Source organism: Prochlorococcus marinus XMU1412, from assembly GCF_017696315.1.
Classification (GTDB): Bacteria; Cyanobacteriota; Cyanobacteriia; order PCC-6307; family Cyanobiaceae; genus Prochlorococcus_A; species Prochlorococcus_A marinus_AF.
In genome coordinates this window covers 137,454-156,387 of the sequence record NZ_JAAORJ010000004.1, presented here as the reverse complement: position 1 = coordinate 156,387, position 18,934 = coordinate 137,454, and the positions used below count along the sequence as shown (strand labels likewise).

Genomic DNA, 18,934 nt, shown 5'->3' with positions numbered 1-18,934 from the left:
TATTATGAATGATTCTCTTAATAATAAAAATATTTTTTACCTCATCGGATTAATTTGGAAATATCTTAGTAGTATAAGAAAAAGACAAATAAAGTTATTAATTATACTTGTAATTTTTGCCAGTATATCTGAATTTATAAGCATCTATTCTTTGGTCCCTTTTTTGGCTGTATTAACTAACCCTGATTCTTTTTTAGAAAATCAAATAATTCAGAATATCATTAATTTATTTGATTTTAAAATAGGTAATAATTTACTTCTAATACTTACAGTTATTTTCTTAGTAGCAAACATTTTTTCAGCTATAACAAGGATTATTTTTAACTATTATACATACAGATTGTCTTCTTTAATTGGCTCTGATTTAAGTATAATAGCTTACAAATACTCGCTTTATAGGCCATATTCATATCATTTAGTGACCAATAGCAATAAGTTAGTAACAATAATAGCCAAAAATATTAATGAAATAATATCCTATGTAATTAATCCGACTTTTCAATTATTTTCGGCATTAGTTATATCTTTAATAATGTTAATAACTCTATTAGTTATTAATTTTAGTATGACTTTCAATAGTATATTTATTATATTATTATTTTATATTTTATTTGTAAAAATTTCTGCAATTAAGATTAGAAAACTTAGTGTTATTAATGCAATTATAAGTCAAAACCTAATTAAGTTAGTACAAGAAAGTATTGGTGGAATAAGAGATGTTATCCTCTCAAATAATCAGGAATATTTTATTAAAAAGTTTTCAGTAGACGATAAAACTTTTAGGAAGGAAGATTCTTTTGGGAATTTTTTAAGTATTTTACCGAAATTAATTATTGAGCCCATAGCAATAATTATTGTTGCTTGCAGTGGGTATTATTTAGTTTCCTTTGCTAACTCAAAAGATGCGATAACCATATTAGGAGCACTTACTTTTAGTGGAATAAGATTATTGCCCTTTGCGCAAAGAATTTATGAAGGTATTACTTTACCAAGGTTAGCTAAATCAAGACTTGTTAATCTTATTGAAATTTTAGAAAATCCTCCAGATAAAATAAGAAAAGATAAGAAAATTCTTAAATCAATCAAATTTAAAAAAAATTTAGAATTGAGGAATTTATGCTTCAAATATGACAAGGATGGCCCTCTAATTTTAGATAATGTGAGTTTAAAAATACAAAAAGGAGAGAAAATTGGTTTTATAGGAAAAACTGGCAGCGGAAAAAGTACGCTCCTTGATCTGATCATGGGATTAATAGAGCCAACCTCGGGAAGTATATTAATTGATGATGCAAGTTTATTTGGTAGTAAATCATATCGGATTAAGAAATTATGGCAAAATTTATTTATGCATGTTCCTCAAAACATTTTCTTATCAGATTCTTCAATAGCTGAAAATATTGCTTTTGGTTTTAAAAAAGAAAATATTGATTTTCAAAAAATTCAAGAAGTAGCTTCAAAAGCTCAGATAAATGATTTTATACAAAACTCATTTAAAGGATTAAATACTCTAGTAGGTGAAAGAGGGGTAAGGTTAAGTGGAGGCCAAAGACAAAGGATAGGTATAGCAAGAGCATTATACAAAAATCAAAATGTCATATTTCTTGATGAAGCTACTAGTGCGCTAGATGAAGTTACTGAAAATAAAATTATGAATGCCTTTAATTACTTGGGTTCAGAAGTTACCATAATAGTAATCGCACATAGACTAAATACTCTTAAATTTTGTAATAGAGTTTTTGAAATAAAAGATGGCAAATTAATAAGAAGGGAAATATTCAATGGATAAGATTAATTTTTTTGAGAAAGTCAAAATTAATAATTTCAATCATTTTATTTCTTTAAATTCCTCTAGTAATGATCTTGAATTTTCAAGACCAGCAATTTTTCTCGATAGAGATGGAGTAATAATTGATGATGTCAATTATATCTCAGATCCGAAAGATGTAAAAATATTATCGGGAATTAAAGAATTGTTATCTTTTTCTAAAAGCTTTGGATGGGCAAACATTGTCATCACAAATCAATCAGGTATAGGAAGAGGATTTTATACTTGGGAGGATTATGAAAAAGTAACTCATCATATGTTGGAGATGTTAGGAAGGCCATGCAACATTGATGGTATTTATGCCAATAGTAATAAACCAACTGATGATTTAGAGAAAGAAAGCTGGAGAAAACCAAATCCAAACATGATAATGGAAGCAGTTATAGAATTTAATTTGAATTTGGAGGAATCAATAATTATTGGGGATCGATTGACAGATATTTTATCTGGGTACAAATCAGGGTTAAAAAAATATGTTCATGTGTTAACTGGACATGGAAGAAAAGAAAGGCAAAATGTTTTAAGGTTTTTTTCTAAATCTAACAAAAACAATATTTTGCATACTTTAGATGATTTAAGCTGTTTTCCCTTGGATGATCTTATTTATAAGGTAACTTGAAAAAATTTAATTGCGATTTTCTTATTTGTGGTGGCGGAATTGTTGGATTGACAATTGCACATCAATTAATAGAAAGAAAAATTTCTAAAAAAATTATAATTCTTGATAAAGAGAGGCAATTAGGATTGCATAGCTCGGGCAGAAATAGTGGAGTACTTCATGCGGGAATATATTATGAACCCAACTCTTTGAAAGCAGAAGTATGTATTGAAGGTGCAAATAGATTGAAGCAATGGATGGAAAACCATGAATTAAATATAAATAAGTGTGGTAAGTTAATTATTCCTCAAAAGGTTAATCTTGATAAACAACTTGATACTCTTTATGAAAGGGGAAAAAAAAATGGAGCATATATTGAGTATTTAAATACTAGTGAAATAAATCGATTAGCTCCATACGCAAATGTTACATCAGGAAGAGCATTATGGAGTCCTGCTACTGCAGTTGTCAAACCTTTGGATGTCATTAATAAATTGATTTATTTGTTAGAAGATAAGGATGTCAAAATATTTAAATCGGTTACAAAATGGCATTTAAATAAAAAGACATCAGAGTTACTGGTAAATGACAATACTAGGATAAAATTTGGTCATTTTATAAATTCATCTGGTCTTCAAGCTGACAAAATAGCTCAAAAGTTTGAAGTTGGATTAAATTATAAAATTATTCCTTTTAAAGGAATTTATTGGAAATTAAGAGAAAATGCACCTTTTAATATTAATTTAAACCTATATCCAGTGCCAGATTTGAATGTACCATTTCTGGGTGTTCACTTTACCCCAAATTCTTTAAATACTTCTGTAGATATTGGACCTACAGCAGTGCCAGCTTTAGGGAGAGAGAATTATAAAATGTTAGAGAAAATTGAGTTCAAAAATGCAATAAATGATTTTTCTTTTTTGGCTCAACAATATTTTCATGATAATGATGGATTTAGAAAATATGTTAATGAGCAAGCTTTCTTGGGATTCCCTATGTTTTTTTTGAAATCTGCTCAAGAATTAATTCCTAATCTCAAATATAGTCATATTGAACCAAGTAAAAAAGTTGGATTAAGAGCTCAATTATTTGATATGAATTCAAAAAAAATGATCAAGGATTTTTTATGTCTAGAAGGTGATAATAGTACTCACATACTTAATTCAATCTCTCCTGCATTTACTGCAAGTTTTGCCTTTGCAGATTTTATAATTAATAAATACTTGTTGAAATAAATGATTAAAAAGCCTTTAAGAGCTCTATTGTTATCTGCTGGATTAGGAACAAGATTAAGACCTTTAACCCTCAATATACCCAAATGTCTAGTTTCTATTAATAACAAACCCTTATTGGAGAATTGGATTGATGCATTAGAAAAAATTAATACTCAAAAATTACTTATAAATACTCATTATCTTCATGAAAAAGTCCATCAGTACTTATTAACGCAAAAATATAGAGAAATGAAGATTTATGAGGTTTATGAAAAAGTTTTATCTGGTACGGCAGGTACGTTAATAGAAAACTATGAGTTTTTTTCTAAGTCTGTAGGACTAATGATTCACGCAGATAATTACACTAATCTTGATTTAAGTAATTTTGTTGAAGCACATTTTAATCGTCCACCTGGTTGCCTTCTTACAATGCTCACATTTAATTGTTCAGATCCAAGTTCTTGTGGCATTGTTGAGGTTAACTCAGAGAAGATTGTTAAAAATTTTTATGAAAAGATTCAAAATCCTCCCGGTAATCTTGCTAATGGAGCAGCTTATATTTTTGAGGATGATTTCTTACAATGGTTGATTGAAAATTATCAAAATAGTAAGGATTTCAGCACCGAAGTTATTCCTAATCTTATAGGTAAGATATATACTTATCATACAAATATGCCTTATATTGATATAGGTACTTTGGAATCCCTAGAGAAAGCAAGGCGAATTAAAAAATTAGATGATTCGAATTAAGCAATATGGATAAAAGAAAAAGTATCTTTGCTAAGCAATCAAAAAATTATATTAATAAACTTAATGATTTGTTCAATGAAGAAATCTTTGATCAAATAGAGAAATTAGCTATACATTTGTTGAGGATTTGGAAAGAAGAAAAAAACTTATTTATTTGTGGGAACGGGGGAAGTGCCGCAAATGCACTGCATATGGCAAATGACTTTCATTATGGAGTGGGTGCTTGCGGCCCTAAACCTGTGGTAAAAGGTCTAAAAGTAGAAGCTTTGCCTTCCAATGTAGGAGTTGTAACTTGTCTTGCTAATGATATAGGTTATGAAAATATTTATTCACATCAATTGCTAAACAAGGCCAAAGCTGATGATCTACTTATAGTATTATCTGGAAGTGGAAATTCTAAAAATATTTGTAATGTTATTGCTGAGGCAAAAGATCTAGGTGTTTATAGTTGCGCAATTCTTGGATATGATGGAGGGCAATGTTTAAGTATCGCTGACCTGCCTATTCATTTTAAAGTTAATGATATGCAAATAGCAGAAGATACCCAATTAATTGTTGGGCATATGTGCATGCAATGGCTAACTCAAAATAAACCTCTTTTAAATTAAGAATATGCAAGAAATTGATTTTATGAGTGTGCTTCATAAAAGTACTAAAAGAGATTACCTTGGAAGAGTAAATGATACAGAATATCCAAAGTCAAAGGCTGCTGTTTTAGCTAAAAAATTTGATTTTGATTATTGGGATGGAGATCGAAGAATTTGTTATGGAGGTTATAAATATATGGAGGGTAGATGGGAAAAGGTAGCAATCAAATTAATAGATCATTATAAATTAGACTGCAACTCAAGAATATTAGATATTGGCTGCGGAAAAGGATATTTACTATATGATCTAAAAAAATTATTACCGGGAATATCTGTTAAAGGGATTGATATTTCCAATTATGCATTAGAACATTCTAAGGATGAGATTAAGGACTCTCTAACATTAGGTAATGCATCATATCTTCCCTATCCTGATGACCATTTTGATCTGGTTATTTCAATAAATACTTTGCATTGCTTACATGCCTCGGATTTAAACTGTGCATTAAAAGAGATGGAAAGAGTAAGTAAGAAACATAAATATTTATGCGTTGAAAGTTATACAAATGAGGAACAAAAAACAAATTTATTATATTGGCAAGTAACGTGTGAAGCTTTTCATAACACTGAATCATGGAAATGGCTTTTTTCACAATCAGGTTATACCGGTGACTATTCTTTTATATTTTTCGACTAATCCAAATGATAAAATTAAACGATTTTACCGATGCTGCTATTCTTGTTAAGCAAAATCAAGAATTAGTTGTTGATAAAATAAAACTTCCAAATTCTTTAGAAATTGGTCAAGTCCTAGTAAAAGTATGTACAAGCGGTATATGTGGATCTCAGATTGGAGAAATTACAGGTGCAAAAGGCAAAGATAACTACTTGCCACATCTTTTAGGGCACGAAGGGGCAGGGATAGTTTTAGACATAGGACCCGGAGTAAAAACTTTGGCTGTAGGAGATCAAGTAGTACTACATTGGAGAAAAGGATCAGGCTTGCAATCTGAAACACCAAAATATACTTGGAGAGGAAAGAATCTTAATGCCGGATGGGTGACGACATTTAATAGACACGCAGTTGTTAGTGAGAACAGATGCACTGTAGTACCTCTTGGGACTGATATGGAATTATCTTCTTTATTTGGTTGTGCAATTACGACAGGTTTTGGAGTTGTAGAAAATAATGCAAAGATCTTTATGGGTGAATCTGTAGTCGTTTTTGGGGCAGGTGGAATAGGTTTAAATATAATACAAGCTTTATCACTCTCTTCAGCATATCCAATAATTGCAGTAGATTTATATGATTCAAAATTAAAATTGGCTAAAAATTTTGGAGCTTCACATTTAATAAATTCAAGAAAAACTAACTTCAGAGAAGAAATTAATAAGATTTTGAATCCTAATTCTTTAAATGTTTTTATTGATAATACTGGATTAAAAGAAATTATTGAGATGGGTTATGAAGTTTTATCTGCAAAAGGTAGGTTAATATTAGTAGGAGTTCCAAGGCATAATTCTGATATCAAAATTCATTCTCTACCTATGCATTTTGGTAAATCAATTGAGGGTTCTCATGGAGGTGAATCAATTCCAAATGAAGATATTCCAAGGTATTTAAAATTATTTAACAATGGTATCTGGAATATAAATGGACTCGTAACAGAGAGATTTAAGCTTGAAGAGATAAATTACGCTATTAAGGAAATGCAAGAGGGGAATACTGCTGGGAGAATAATAATAAATTTATGAAAATCCCCACCTTTAAAAATGGAGATAAATTAACTTTTTCGGATTGTACCTTAGCTTATGGTCATTTTGATTTGGTGCATCCTGGGCATATAAGATATTTAAGACATGCGGCCTCTCAAGGAGAAAATCTTGTAATAGCTCTTTTACCTGATACAAAAAAAGGTGAAAATAAATCTTATCAGTTTTCGCAATTGGAGAGGGCAGATGGGCTTGCAGCTTTTGCACTTATTAATGGAATCCTTTTATTAGATGATGAAGAAAATGCACTTTGCAAAGCTGTAGAAACTCTTAATCCTAAATTATTGATTTTTGGGAAAGAGTTTGAAAAAAGTGCTGATCCAGAAATAAATAAGGCGATAAGGTTAATGAAGAAGAAAGGGAGAAAAGTAAAATTTTATGCTGGAGATGTTCAATATGCAAGTACATCATTGTTGGAAAAATCAAAAAATGATTTATTACAAGAAAATAGAAATAAATTTATTCAATCTTGCCAAAGACAAAAAATAAAACTAGATGAATTACTTGATCTTATTAAGTCTTGGGACGATACGAAATTACTAGTTATTGGAGATGCCATTTTAGATCAATATGCTGGTTGCGAAGCTATTGGAATGAGTGCTGAAGCCCCTGTACTAGTTGTAAGAGAATTACAGAAGAAAAACTATGTTGGGGGAGCATCTATAGTTGCTTCTCATATAAAAGCACTAGGAGCAAAATGTAATTTTCTATCAGTAGTTGGTAATGATAAGTATGCAGATATTTTAAAAGAAGAACTTACTGATCAAGGAATAAATTGTCATCTAATAGTAGATAATTCAAGACCTACGACATTTAAGAAACGATATGTAGTTGAGAATCAAAAACTTTTTAGAGTTAGTAGGCTAAACGATCATTTATTAGATCGTGTGATAGAAAATCAAATAATTAAAAAACTTGAAGAAATAGCACCCAATGTAGATGGAATTGTTGTTTCGGATTTCGTTTACGGCGTGATAACTCCAAAAATAATAAAAAAAATTTTAAAGTTATCCAAGAAGCATAATTTAAAAATTTTCGGTGATATTCAATGTAGTAGTCAAATTGGAATGATTACAAAGTTCAATAATTTTTCCCTTTTGTGCCCAAATGAAAGGGAAGCAAGAATTGCACTTCAAGATAAAGATTCTGGATTGGAGATTCTTAGCAATAAACTAATTTCCCATACCAACTGTGAAAGGCTAATTATGAAGTTAGGTCCTCAAGGTTTCATAGCCTATGATAAGCTTTCCCAAGGTCAACATGTAAGTCAATCATTCCCAACTTTATCAGTAAATCCTTTGGATGTATCTGGCGCGGGTGATTCATTATTAGCGATTATGGCAATTGCATTATGCAAAAAAAATAAATTCATGCATTCAGCCGCGCTTGCTTGTTGTATGGCTTCTATAGCTGTTGAAAACATGGGGAATCAACCTATAAACAGATCACTTTTGATTGATTTTGTTTCAGGATTTAAAGTTTTTTAATTCAAATAATTTACTATGCATGAAAAAAAGCTCGTTGTTATTGGCAGCAATAGCTTCAGTGGATCACATTTTGTTGATAAAGCTTTAAATTACGGATACGAAGTTATGGGTATTAGCAGATCAGAGGAACCGTTGCCTATTTTTTTGCCTTATAGATGGATAAAAAACAAAAATGAAATTTCTGAAAATATATTTATATTTAAGAAATTTGATCTCAACCAACATTTAGATTCAATTATTAGGAGTATAGATACTTTTGAACCTTCATATATAGTGAATTTTGCAGCACAAGGAATGGTCGCTGAAAGTTGGATGAATCCAACTCATTGGTATAAAACGAATGTAGTATCGCAAGTTGCCCTTCATGACGAGCTAAGAAAAAAGGAATATTTAGAAAAATATGTACATGTCACTACTCCTGAGGTGTATGGAAGTACAGATAGGGGTTGGATTGATGAAAAAACTAATTTTTCTCCTAGTACCCCTTATGCAGTTAGTAGGGCTGCATGTGATTTGCACTTGCAAAGTTTTTATCAAGCATATAAATTCCCTGTTACATTTACCAGAGCCGCTAATGTATATGGCCCGGGCCAGCAACTCTACAGGATAATACCAAGAACTATTTTGAGTGCTCTTTCAGGGAAAAAAATGAAGCTCCACGGCGGAGGACTTTCTACACGTTGCTTTATTCATATTGACGATGTTGTAGAAGCTACTTTAAAAATAATGACTAATGCATCCCCAGGAACCTCATGGCATTTGTCTAACAGAGAAGAAATATCTATTAGAAATTTAGTAGAAAAAATTTGCGAATTGTGTGATGTTAATTTTAGTAAAATTGTAGATATCTCTGAAGAAAGGTTAGGTAAAGATCAAAGCTATCTGTTAAATAGCAATGCTATTAGAGAAGCTTTCAAATGGGAGGAGAAAATAGATTTGATTTCTGGAATAAAAGAAACTATTAATTGGATTGATTGCAATTATGATTTATTATGTAAGTTGCCTTGGGATTATGTTCACAAAATATGAAAATTATTGTAACTGGCGGATGCGGATATAAGGGTTCATATCTTATCCCTGAATTATTAGATGATGGACATGAAATACTTAGCATTGACACTAATTGGTTTGGTGATCATTTAGAAGACAATAAAAATTTAAAAAAAGTTGAAGCTGACATTAGAAATATAGATACTCTTTCATTTGAAGGATTTGATTCAATAATCCATTTAGCAAATATTGCTAATGATCCTGCAGTTGATTTGAATCCCACTTTAAGTTGGGAAGTAAACGTCTTAGCTAGCCATAAAATTGCTGATAAGGCTATGAGAGAGGGTGTAAGTCAGATCCTTTATGCGAGCTCTGGTAGCGTTTATGGGATAAAGTCAGAAACAAATGTTACGGAGGATCTTACTTTAGTTCCAATTTCTACTTACAATAAAACGAAAATGTGTGCTGAAAGAATTTTTCTATCTTACAAAGACAAGATTGATATCAAGTGCATAAGGCCAGCAACAGTTTGTGGTTTTTCTCCAAGAATGAGACTTGATGTGAGTGTAAATTTGTTAACTTTTCAGGCTCTAAAATATAAAAAAATAAATGTTTTTGGAGGTAATCAAACAAGACCAAATATACATATAAAAGATATTTCAAATGTTTATAAGCACTTTTTAAATGATAAATCTATTGAAAGTGGTTGTTATAATGCAGGATTTGAGAATATAAGTATTTTAGATATAGCGAAAAAGGTACAAGAAAAAGTTGATTGTGAGATAGTTATCTCAGATTCTAATGATCCAAGATCTTATAGACAAGATTCGACTAAACTGCTTAAAACAGGATTTATTCCTCAATATGATGTTTCTACTGCTATTGATGAAATAATTCAAAAATATAAAAAAAGAGAATTAATTGAGACGGATAGCTGTTATACGGTTAAGTGGATGAAAAGCTTAAATATAAATTAATATGATGACAAGATTAGAAAAAAATACTTTTAAAAAACTTACTGATATCTCTTTATTAATTAGGAAAAGAACTGTTATAACTTCTTTCGAGGCAAAAATTCCTCATCTAGGATCATGTCTTTCTTGTGTTGATATTTTAGTTTATTTATATTTTTTAGAGCTATCAATAAATCCTGAAAAATTTGAAGATATTGATAGAGATCGTTTTTTACTAAGTAAGGGGCATGCAGCGCCTGTTTTGTTTCAGGTTTTAGCAGAAAAAGGTTTCTTCTCATTAAGTGAACTTAAAGAATTTGGAGAAAATGGAAGCTTTTTACATGAGCATCCCCCTAAACCAGGAATTATTAAAGGTATTGAGGCCGCCACAGGTTCGCTAGGCCATGGCTTCCCTATGGGTATAGGGATGGCAATTTCTGCTAAAATTCAAAAAAAAGATTTTAATATTTATGCTTTACTAAGTGATGGTGAATGTAATGAAGGTTCAATATGGGAAGGCGCATTATTAGCTCCTAAATTAAAACTAGATAATTTTATTGGGATTATTGATTACAATAAATGGCAAGCAACGGGAAGGACTAAAGATATAATGAACATAGAACCATTTGTTGATAAATGGCAATCATTCGGTTGGCATTGTCAAGAAATTAATGGACATAATTTTGATGAGATTCACGAGGCATTTCTAAATGCTCACAAAACTGTCAGCAAACCAAGCATTATAATAGCTAATACAATAAAGGGTAAAGGTGTTTCTTTTATGGAAGATGATAATAATTGGCACTATAGAACTCCTAACAATCATGAATTAGAAAGTGCCTTAGCTGAGTTATCAACTGATAGAAAAAAATAATTTAGTACTAATTCATGAGAAATACTTTTGCAAGAGAAATGACTATATTTGCTAAAGAGAGAAGTGATGTTGTTCTATTGTCTGGGGATATTGGAAATAGAATGTTTGACGATTTTAAAATAATCGCTCCTGAAAGGTTTGTAAATTGTGGAATAGCTGAAGCTAGCATGATGAGTATTGCTTCGGGTATGGCACTTTCAGGATTAAGGCCAGTTGTATATACAATCACTCCATTTTTAACTTCGAGGTGTTTTGAGCAAATAAAGATTGGAATTGCATACCATAATGCAAATGTAATAATTGTCGGAACAGGTTCAGGATTATCTTATGCAGAACTAGGCCCAACGCATCATTCTCTTGAAGATATTGGTATTTTAAGTACTCTGCCAGGCTTGAGAATTTTAGCCCCTTGCGACTCATTAGAATTATCTGCGCAACTAAAAGAATCTCTATCTTTTGATGGTCCTACATATATAAGAATTGGAAAAAAAGGTGAACCAAATTTAATTCAGAATACAATTAAAACTTCAATTGGAAAGATTAATCTTATTAAAGATGGTTGCGATATTTTAATTATGGGTATTGGACCAATTCTTGGAGAAGCATTAGAAGCATCAAATAATATAAAGAGTGTTTTTGATAAAAATGTTAAGGTAGTTAGTCTTGGTAGTATAGAACCTCTTGATGAAAGTTTTTTATCTGAAATGGTAGAAAAAAATTTTAAATGCTGGATCACTTTAGAAGAACATGGTTTTAATGGTGGAGTAGGTTCTAAAATAAATAATTGGCTAATTCAAAATGTAAAAAAAAGAAATTTTGATGTTATCAACTTATGTACGCCTAATAGATTTATTAATAAACTTGGTAAGCAAAATTATTTAAGAAAAGAATTGAAATTAGATAGTGCTGCAATCTTTGAAATTATTAGAAAATATGTTTAATATTGGGATTGATTTTGACAATACATTAGTCCATTACGATGAACTATTTTATGAAATTGCATTAAGGGAAGGATTGATTGATTCAAATATTGAGAAGTCAAAGATTGCTGTAAGGGAATTTCTTGTAAATAAAGGAAAGGAATCACTATTTACTAAATTGCAAGGAGAGGTATATGGGCTAAATATATTAAGCGCAACCCCTTCTAAAAATGCTATCCAAAATATAAGGAAATTTAATGATCTCGGCATGAAAGTTTTTATCATAAGTCACAAAACAAAATATCCTTACATTGGAGAAAAGTATGACCTACATAAAGCTGCAAAAAAATGGTTGAGACATTACTTATTTTTATCTTCTAAAGGAGCAAAGATTTCAGAAGAAATGATATTTTTCAATGTTTCTAAAGAGGAAAAAATCAAAAAAATTCATGACTTAAAATGTGATTTCTTCATAGATGATTTACCCGAAATTTTAAATATGATTAAGCCAAATATAAAAAAAATACTATACAATAAATCACATGATGATAAAAAATATAATTTTGATTTAAAAACTCAAAACTGGGATTTGATTGGTAATTATATTTGTAGTTTTTTATGAAAAAAAATTCAAGAGAAGAAAATCTAAATAAAGCTTTAAATACTTTAAAAAAAAATAATTTACATATTCAAAATTATCAACGAATACTTGGAGGAGCAAATAGCACTTGTTGGAAATTACAGGACAAAAAAAACCTTTATTTTCTCAAGTTTTATAAGGATTATGATTTTAAAAGAAATAGATTAAATAATGAAATTAATTTTATAGAGTTGTTAAAAAATGAAAATATTTCAAATGTTCCTAATATTTTGTACTTTAATGAATTAGAAAATTGGAGTTTATTTGAGTGGATAGAAGGGAATAAAATTATTAAAGCAAATGAGTATCAATGGAAAATTTACATTAAATTTATTTTAGATCTTCAAAATCTAAAAATTTCTAATTTTGCAAAAAATATAAATAATGCTTCTGAAGCTTGTTTTGATATTGGAAGCCATTTGGATCTTATTGAAGATAGAGTAAATAAAGCATTAACTATTTTAAGTAAAAAGGAAATTAAATATATAGATGAATGGTTGAAAAAAAAGATAATAAATCGTTTACAAATTTTAAAAAAAAAATATTTTCAAAATACCATATACTCAAAATTTTCATCAATAAATAATAAGATAATTTCTCCTTCTGATGTAGGGTTTCATAATATTATCTGTATAAAAAATGAACTCTTTTTTTATGATTTTGAATATTCGGGTTGGGATGATCCTTACAAATTGTTTGTTGATCTAGTTATACAACCTGAACAAACACTAAACATAAAGGAAGCTTTTTTTATAATACATTCTCTTGCAGATGGCTTTTCTATGGAAATTTCAAATGAAGTACTTCATTTTTATATAGATTTATATAGGGTAAAGTGGATTACAATTATTTTAAATAAAATTTTGTATGAGGATAATTTAGAAATTAAGGATATAAATAATTTATTTACTAAGATAAAGAATTACTATAATTTGGTTGGTGAAATATGGAATATTTAGTAAAATTAAAAATAAAAAAATTTAAATGATTTTATTATAAATTGATTAAAATTTTTTTATAACTACTTTGGGATGTGTATTATAAGTTAATTAATTGGAATTTAAATTTATCAAATTTTAACCTATGAATAGCGTTAAATATGTTTGCCCATATACTGGTGACGATTTATTATTTGATGGTAAAAAATATTCTACAAAGTCAGGAAATGTTTTTTTTATAAAAAATAATATTCCAAGATTTTGTTCACCTGATAACTATACAAACAGTTTTGGATTTCAATGGAATAAATTTGATAGAACTCAACTAGATAGTTTTTCTAATTCTGAGTTGTCTAATAGAAGATTTTGGGCTGCAACTAATTGGGATAAAGATCAACTAAAAGGAAAAAATATCCTTGAAGTTGGTTGTGGGGCAGGTAGATTTACAGAAGTATTTTTAAAATCTACAGAAGAAAGTCTCTACAGTCTTGATTACTCTTCTGCCGTAGAGGCTAATATGAGAAATAACTATAGTAATCGTTCAAGACTTAATTTGGTTCAAGCTTCTATTTATGAAATGCCCTTTAAAGATGAAACTTTTGATAAGATTTTTTGTTTTGGAGTCTTGCAACATACTCCTTCATTTGAAAAATCTGTACTATCTTTAGTAAAAAAATTAAAAAAAGATGGTGAAGTAGTTGTTGACTTTTATCCAAGTAAAGGATTTATTACTAGAATTCATTCAAAATATTTATTGCGTCCAATAACAAAAAGAATCCCTAAAAAAATATTGCTTTTTTTGATTTCTAAAACTATAAATATTTCCTTATTTCTATTTGATTTATTTTTATTTCTCAAGATTGATTTTTTAATTAGATTTATACCTATTACTGATATAAGAGGATTTCCAAATAACTTAAATAAACTTGAAAGAAAAAGATGGGCAATAATGGATACTTTTGATGCCTTCTCTCCTGAGTTTGATAATCCTCAAAAGTTAGAAAATGTGGTAAAAATGTTTAAAAAAGGAGGATGTGAGATTACTTTTGGAGGGGTTGTCAATTACAATGGAGGCGCTACTACAGTAATTAGAGCAGTAAAGAAATAAATATGTGCGGAATTGCAGGATTATGGTCAAATGGTTGTGAAAATATTCAGTTGGAAGAAGATATTAAAAAAATGGCCTCTTGTCTAAATCATAGAGGCCCTGATAATGAGGGTTTTTGGAGTGATCAAAACGTAAATTTTTATTTAACACATAAAAGGTTATCAATTTTAGATTTATCCACAGCAGGTATTCAACCAATGATTAGTCATAACGAAAGATATGTTATTTCATTTAACGGTGAGATTTATAATAATTTTGATTTAAGAAAAGAACTTGAAAAGATCAATAATTTAATTAAGTGGAGGGGGCATTCCGATACGGAAATATTATTGGAGTTGATTTCATATTTTGGAATTGAAAAAGCACTTTTAAAATGTACTGGAATGTTTGCATTGGCGCTTTGGGATAGAAATGAAAAATGCTTAAAATTAGCAAGAGATAGGATGGGTGAAAAGCCACTCTATTATGGTTTGAGTGGAGATGATGGATCACATACTTTTTTATTCGGATCAGAATTGTCAGCTATTACAAGTTGGAGATTATTTGATAATAATATTAATCCGAACGCATTATTTCAACTTTTAAATTATCAAGCAATTTCTGCTCCTTCTACAATTTTTAAAGGAATTCATCAATTACTACCTGGTCATATATTTACTTTAAAAAATCCAAAATCTAAAAATTTACCTGAAAGCAAACCTTGGTGGAATTTAAAATCTAGTATAGAAAAATCTCTTAATGATCCAATTATAGATAAAGAATGCGCAATATCAGCAACCGAATATATCTTAAAAGATGCAATAAAAAAGCAAAGTATTGCAGATGTCCCTCTTGGTACATTTCTTTCGGGAGGTATTGATTCTTCTCTTATTACTGCTTTATTGCAAAGTGAATCTAATACGAAAATAAAAACTTTTACGATAGGCTTTGAGGATAAACAATTTAATGAAGCCCCTTTTTCAAAAAAAATTGCAAAACATTTGGGAACAGATCATTCTGAATTTTATTTAACTTCTAAAGATACACAAGAAATAATTCCAAAATTGAATCAGATTTATTCAGAACCTTTCGCAGATTCATCCCAAATTCCTACCCATCTTATATGCAGAGAAGCAAGAAATAGTGGTTTAAAAGTTGCACTAAGTGGAGATGGAGGAGATGAACTTTTTGGAGGTTATAATAGATATATTATGGCAGAAAATATATGGAAAAAAATAGATTTTATTCCTTTCCAGATAAGAAATAAAATTGGTTCTATTGGATTAAGAATACCTTATCAAGTTTTAAATAAATTTTCAGATATTGTAGGAATTAATCAATTTGGGACAAAAGTTGGAAAATTTTCTGAGCGATTGAAATATATAAAAAATGAAGACGAATTTTATTTTTCTTTAATTTCTCAATGGAAAGATTTAACGTTTTTATTTAATAAGGATTTAACTAACGAAGATTTATTAGAAATACCTAATTATATAAAATTAGATTTGCCTGAATGTATATCTAATGATCTAGTTTCAAGAATGATGTATTATGATTCTTTAGACTATTTACCTAATGATATTTTGACCAAGTTAGATAGAGCAGCAATGTCGACAAGTTTGGAAACAAGGGCTCCTTTTTTGGATCATAAAGTTATTGAGTTGGCCTGGAGATTAGATAAAAATTTAAAAATTAAATCTAATAGATTTAACAATTCAAATAAAGTTATATTAAGAGAGATTTTGTTTAAATATATACCAAGAGAACTTATAGAAAGGCCTAAAACTGGATTTGGCGTACCTATTGATTCATGGTTAAGAGGACCTCTTAAGGATTGGGCTAATGAATTACTTTCTAAGGATAATATTGAGAATACAAATTTTTTAAAATATGAACCTATTAAGAAAATTTGGGATGATCATTTATCTTGTAATTTTCAAAATAGTGGTAAACTTTGGCCAATATTAATGTGGCAATCTTGGTTGAATAATTATAGATCTTCAAAAAATTTACTTAATTAGATATGGTAAAAAAAAATGTTCTTTTTGTTAGTTATGACGGCTTACTGGATCCTTTAGGTAAAAGTCAAATTTTGCCTTATTTGCTTGGGCTGTCTGAAAGAGGTTTTAGATTTAATATTCTTAGTTATGAAAAGATTAATAAAAATATAAATGAATTTGAAAGACTTGAATATCTTTTAAATAAAAAAAATCTAAAATGGTATAGACTCAGTTTTCAAAAAGGAAAGTTTCAAAACTTATTGAGAATAATCAAAGGAGCCTTTTTAGTAAATCATATATGTAGGAATAATAATATTGATTTAGTCCACTGTAGAACGATTCTATCTTCTTTGATTTATTTTTTTTCTTTCGTAAATAAAAAATTTATTTATGATATGCGATCATTCTCTGGACAATGGGTTGAAACAAAGGCGATAAAAAAAAATTCATTATTGCATGGTATTTTTAGAATTTTGGAGGATTATCTAATTAAAAGAGCAGCCGGAGTAGTAGTTTTAGATAAGTCTGGTGCCAAGTATTTAGAAGGTAATTATAAGAAGAAAATATTATATAAAATTATTCCTACATCAACTAATTTAAATAATTATAAGGCATTTAAATATAAGAAAAACAAAGAAATAAAATTTGTTTTTCTTGGAGGTGTTTCATATCCATATCTTCCTTGTGAGGCGCTTATGTTTATAAATCAATTAAAAGAACTTGGATTTAATTGTAAGTTAGACTTCATAAATAAAGGAGAGCATAAAGTAATTGAAAAAATTTGCTCTAACATAAATTTTCCTTTAGAAAATATTTCTATAAAAGAAATACCAAATGAAAAGATACCCAAAGAATTAAATAGATATGATTGTGGATTGGTTTTTATTGCTCAAGGTAAATGGCTGAGTATGAGTTCTCCAACAAAAATTGGAGAATATTTGGCCTCCGGATTATTTGTTTTAAGCCTTGAAGGATTAAATGTAACACAAAGATTAGCTAAAAATTATGATTCTGTTGAAATTATTCGTAGAGATTTTTTAGTACATAAAATTAAAAAAATAGAAGCAAAAAAATTATTTGAAAAAATAAATGACCCAAGAAGATCAAGAACATCTATAAAAATAGCTAAAAAAGAATATGATATGAAATTAGCTTTAGACAAATATGAAAATTTATATAAAACTATACTAATTTAAAAATTGTGTTATTAACTATAGCTATACCATCTCACAATAAATCTTATTTATTAAAAGAAGCTTTATATTCAATAATAAATGAAAAGGAATTTGGCATTGAATTTGACATTATAATATCTGACAATAGTATTAATGATGATATAAAAAAACTTTACGAGAATGATTTTAATGTTCCATATATATCTCTTTTTAATTCAAAACATTTTGACTCTTTAGATGCAAATGTTAATAGATCAATAGAATTATCAAGTGGAGAATATGTTTGGATTTTTGGTGACGATGATTTACTAATTCCAGGGGTGGTAAGAAATATTTTAAATTTTTTGAAGTTAAAAAAACCCAATCTTTTAATACTAAATAGTCAAAGTTTTAGAGATGAAAATATAATTGAGTATTCAAGACTTCCTACAACAATTAAAGATATTTATTTAGAGAATCAGAATGATGCATTTCTTACTGACCTAGGGGGTTATTTAACATTTGTAGGAGCTATTCTTGTTAAAAGAAAATTATGGATAGATAATTATGATAAATCTAAAATTGGAAGTTTTTTTGCTCATATAGATTGTTTGGCTTCATTAAAAAATAATAGAGTCGTTTATTATTTTTCTACTCCTGTAATAAAAATGAGATTAGGTTCTCAAACTTGGTTAGATAAATCCTTTCAAATTTGGTATTTGCTATATCCCAGTATTATTTGGGGATTGGAAAATTATTCTAATTTTGCTAAACAAAAAGTTATTTCAAGAAATCCTATGAATTCGATAAAATCTATGGTTGCCGCAAGAGCTTATGGAAGAATTAATTATCAAATATATAAAAAGTATTTATTTACCTCAAAAAAAGTTTCCTTACTAAATAAAATTTTAATATTTTTTGTTGTCATGATTCCAGTCTTGGTTTTTAAATTAATTTATATAATTTATATTAAATTTTTAAAGAAAAATCATAATTCAAAATTTAGTCCAAAATTAGCTTTAGCTCAGTTAAAAATAAAAATAAATTGAATTTTTAATATTAAGAATTGATTTATGTCCTTGATATTTTTTTTGGAATAATTTACTTTTAATTTAATAAGGTTCATTTTTTGTAAAATAAATAT

18 protein-coding genes are annotated in these 18,934 nt (G+C 28.6%); all 18 read left to right on the top strand.

The window, feature by feature from the left end:
* Positions 1-4 precede the first annotated feature (4 nt).
* Positions 5-1,786 carry an ABC transporter ATP-binding protein gene (locus HA152_RS07300; RefSeq protein WP_209135077.1) on the top strand — a complete coding sequence of 594 codons (1,782 nt, stop codon included), beginning with the start codon at positions 5-7 and terminating at the stop codon, positions 1,784-1,786.
* On the top strand, positions 1,779-2,444 hold the full coding sequence (locus HA152_RS07295) for a D-glycero-alpha-D-manno-heptose-1,7-bisphosphate 7-phosphatase (protein WP_209135075.1): 666 nt from the start codon (positions 1,779-1,781) through the stop codon (positions 2,442-2,444). The genes HA152_RS07300 and HA152_RS07295 overlap by 8 nt, the downstream gene beginning before the upstream one ends.
* Complete coding sequence (lhgO, locus tag HA152_RS07290; protein ID WP_209135073.1) at positions 2,441-3,658, top strand: L-2-hydroxyglutarate oxidase; 1,218 nt, start codon at positions 2,441-2,443, stop codon at positions 3,656-3,658. The genes HA152_RS07295 and lhgO overlap by 4 nt, the downstream gene beginning before the upstream one ends.
* Positions 3,659-4,387, top strand: coding sequence for a nucleotidyltransferase family protein (locus HA152_RS07285; protein WP_245211232.1), 729 nt, complete (start codon positions 3,659-3,661; stop codon positions 4,385-4,387). It begins immediately after the preceding gene.
* A 5-nt stretch (positions 4,388-4,392) separates the two neighbouring features.
* Entirely contained in the window at positions 4,393-4,995 is a 603-nt protein-coding gene (locus tag HA152_RS07280) for an SIS domain-containing protein (RefSeq protein ID WP_209135070.1), read from the top strand.
* Between the two features lie 4 nt (positions 4,996-4,999).
* The gene (locus tag HA152_RS07275; RefSeq protein WP_209135068.1) at positions 5,000-5,671 is read left to right on the top strand and encodes a class I SAM-dependent methyltransferase; all 672 of its coding nucleotides are present in this window, start codon (positions 5,000-5,002) and stop codon (positions 5,669-5,671) included.
* Positions 5,672-5,676: 5 nt separating this feature from the next.
* Positions 5,677-6,729 carry a zinc-binding dehydrogenase gene (locus HA152_RS07270; protein ID WP_209135066.1) on the top strand — a complete coding sequence of 351 codons (1,053 nt, stop codon included), beginning with the start codon at positions 5,677-5,679 and terminating at the stop codon, positions 6,727-6,729.
* On the top strand, positions 6,726-8,234 hold the full coding sequence (locus HA152_RS07265) for a PfkB family carbohydrate kinase (RefSeq protein WP_209135064.1): 1,509 nt from the start codon (positions 6,726-6,728) through the stop codon (positions 8,232-8,234). The genes HA152_RS07270 and HA152_RS07265 overlap by 4 nt, the downstream gene beginning before the upstream one ends.
* Before the next feature lie 15 nt (positions 8,235-8,249).
* The gene (locus HA152_RS07260; RefSeq protein ID WP_209135062.1) at positions 8,250-9,263 is read left to right on the top strand and encodes a GDP-mannose 4,6-dehydratase; all 1,014 of its coding nucleotides are present in this window, start codon (positions 8,250-8,252) and stop codon (positions 9,261-9,263) included.
* Entirely contained in the window at positions 9,260-10,201 is a 942-nt protein-coding gene (locus HA152_RS07255) for an NAD-dependent epimerase/dehydratase family protein (RefSeq protein WP_209135060.1), read from the top strand. Before HA152_RS07260 ends, HA152_RS07255 begins: the two co-directional genes overlap by 4 nt.
* A 4-nt stretch (positions 10,202-10,205) precedes the next feature.
* The gene (locus HA152_RS07250; RefSeq protein ID WP_209135058.1) at positions 10,206-11,051 is read left to right on the top strand and encodes a transketolase; all 846 of its coding nucleotides are present in this window, start codon (positions 10,206-10,208) and stop codon (positions 11,049-11,051) included.
* A 14-nt stretch (positions 11,052-11,065) separates the two neighbouring features.
* On the top strand, positions 11,066-11,992 hold the full coding sequence (locus HA152_RS07245) for a transketolase family protein (RefSeq protein WP_209135055.1): 927 nt from the start codon (positions 11,066-11,068) through the stop codon (positions 11,990-11,992).
* A complete protein-coding gene (locus tag HA152_RS07240; protein ID WP_209135053.1) occupies positions 11,985-12,593 on the top strand; it encodes a hypothetical protein in 609 nt (202 codons plus the stop codon). The genes HA152_RS07245 and HA152_RS07240 overlap by 8 nt, the downstream gene beginning before the upstream one ends.
* The gene (locus tag HA152_RS07235) at positions 12,590-13,570 is read left to right on the top strand and encodes a fructosamine kinase family protein (protein WP_209135051.1); all 981 of its coding nucleotides are present in this window, start codon (positions 12,590-12,592) and stop codon (positions 13,568-13,570) included. Before HA152_RS07240 ends, HA152_RS07235 begins: the two co-directional genes overlap by 4 nt.
* A 124-nt stretch (positions 13,571-13,694) precedes the next feature.
* Entirely contained in the window at positions 13,695-14,657 is a 963-nt protein-coding gene (locus HA152_RS07230; RefSeq protein ID WP_209135036.1) for a class I SAM-dependent methyltransferase, read from the top strand.
* Between the two features lie 2 nt (positions 14,658-14,659).
* Positions 14,660-16,657 (top strand): asparagine synthase (glutamine-hydrolyzing), encoded by a 1,998-nt coding sequence (gene asnB, locus HA152_RS07225; RefSeq protein ID WP_209135034.1) that lies wholly within the window; start codon positions 14,660-14,662, stop codon positions 16,655-16,657.
* A gap of 2 nt (positions 16,658-16,659) precedes the next feature.
* Complete coding sequence (locus HA152_RS07220) at positions 16,660-17,832, top strand: hypothetical protein (RefSeq protein ID WP_209135032.1); 1,173 nt, start codon at positions 16,660-16,662, stop codon at positions 17,830-17,832.
* Positions 17,833-17,837: 5 nt separating this feature from the next.
* On the top strand, positions 17,838-18,839 hold the full coding sequence (locus HA152_RS07215; protein WP_209135030.1) for a glycosyltransferase family 2 protein: 1,002 nt from the start codon (positions 17,838-17,840) through the stop codon (positions 18,837-18,839).
* The last annotated feature ends 95 nt before the right edge of the window (positions 18,840-18,934 follow it).

What these genes read in the sequence shown, in the direction of transcription:
- HA152_RS07300 (WP_209135077.1), top strand. Translation starts at nt 5, where the DNA reads ATGAATGATTCTCTTAATAATAAAAATATTTTTTACCTCATCGGATTA.
- HA152_RS07295 (WP_209135075.1), top strand. Translation starts at nt 1,779, where the DNA reads ATGGATAAGATTAATTTTTTTGAGAAAGTCAAAATTAATAATTTCAAT.
- HA152_RS07285 (WP_245211232.1), top strand. Translation starts at nt 3,659, where the DNA reads ATGATTAAAAAGCCTTTAAGAGCTCTATTGTTATCTGCTGGATTAGGA.
- HA152_RS07280 (WP_209135070.1), top strand. Translation starts at nt 4,393, where the DNA reads ATGGATAAAAGAAAAAGTATCTTTGCTAAGCAATCAAAAAATTATATT.
- HA152_RS07275 (WP_209135068.1), top strand. Translation starts at nt 5,000, where the DNA reads ATGCAAGAAATTGATTTTATGAGTGTGCTTCATAAAAGTACTAAAAGA.
- HA152_RS07270 (WP_209135066.1), top strand. Translation starts at nt 5,677, where the DNA reads ATGATAAAATTAAACGATTTTACCGATGCTGCTATTCTTGTTAAGCAA.
- HA152_RS07265 (WP_209135064.1), top strand. Translation starts at nt 6,726, where the DNA reads ATGAAAATCCCCACCTTTAAAAATGGAGATAAATTAACTTTTTCGGAT.
- HA152_RS07260 (WP_209135062.1), top strand. Translation starts at nt 8,250, where the DNA reads ATGCATGAAAAAAAGCTCGTTGTTATTGGCAGCAATAGCTTCAGTGGA.
- HA152_RS07255 (WP_209135060.1), top strand. Translation starts at nt 9,260, where the DNA reads ATGAAAATTATTGTAACTGGCGGATGCGGATATAAGGGTTCATATCTT.
- HA152_RS07250 (WP_209135058.1), top strand. Translation starts at nt 10,206, where the DNA reads ATGACAAGATTAGAAAAAAATACTTTTAAAAAACTTACTGATATCTCT.
- HA152_RS07245 (WP_209135055.1), top strand. Translation starts at nt 11,066, where the DNA reads ATGAGAAATACTTTTGCAAGAGAAATGACTATATTTGCTAAAGAGAGA.
- HA152_RS07240 (WP_209135053.1), top strand. Translation starts at nt 11,985, where the DNA reads ATGTTTAATATTGGGATTGATTTTGACAATACATTAGTCCATTACGAT.
- HA152_RS07235 (WP_209135051.1), top strand. Translation starts at nt 12,590, where the DNA reads ATGAAAAAAAATTCAAGAGAAGAAAATCTAAATAAAGCTTTAAATACT.
- HA152_RS07230 (WP_209135036.1), top strand. Translation starts at nt 13,695, where the DNA reads ATGAATAGCGTTAAATATGTTTGCCCATATACTGGTGACGATTTATTA.
- asnB (WP_209135034.1), top strand. Translation starts at nt 14,660, where the DNA reads ATGTGCGGAATTGCAGGATTATGGTCAAATGGTTGTGAAAATATTCAG.
- HA152_RS07220 (WP_209135032.1), top strand. Translation starts at nt 16,660, where the DNA reads ATGGTAAAAAAAAATGTTCTTTTTGTTAGTTATGACGGCTTACTGGAT.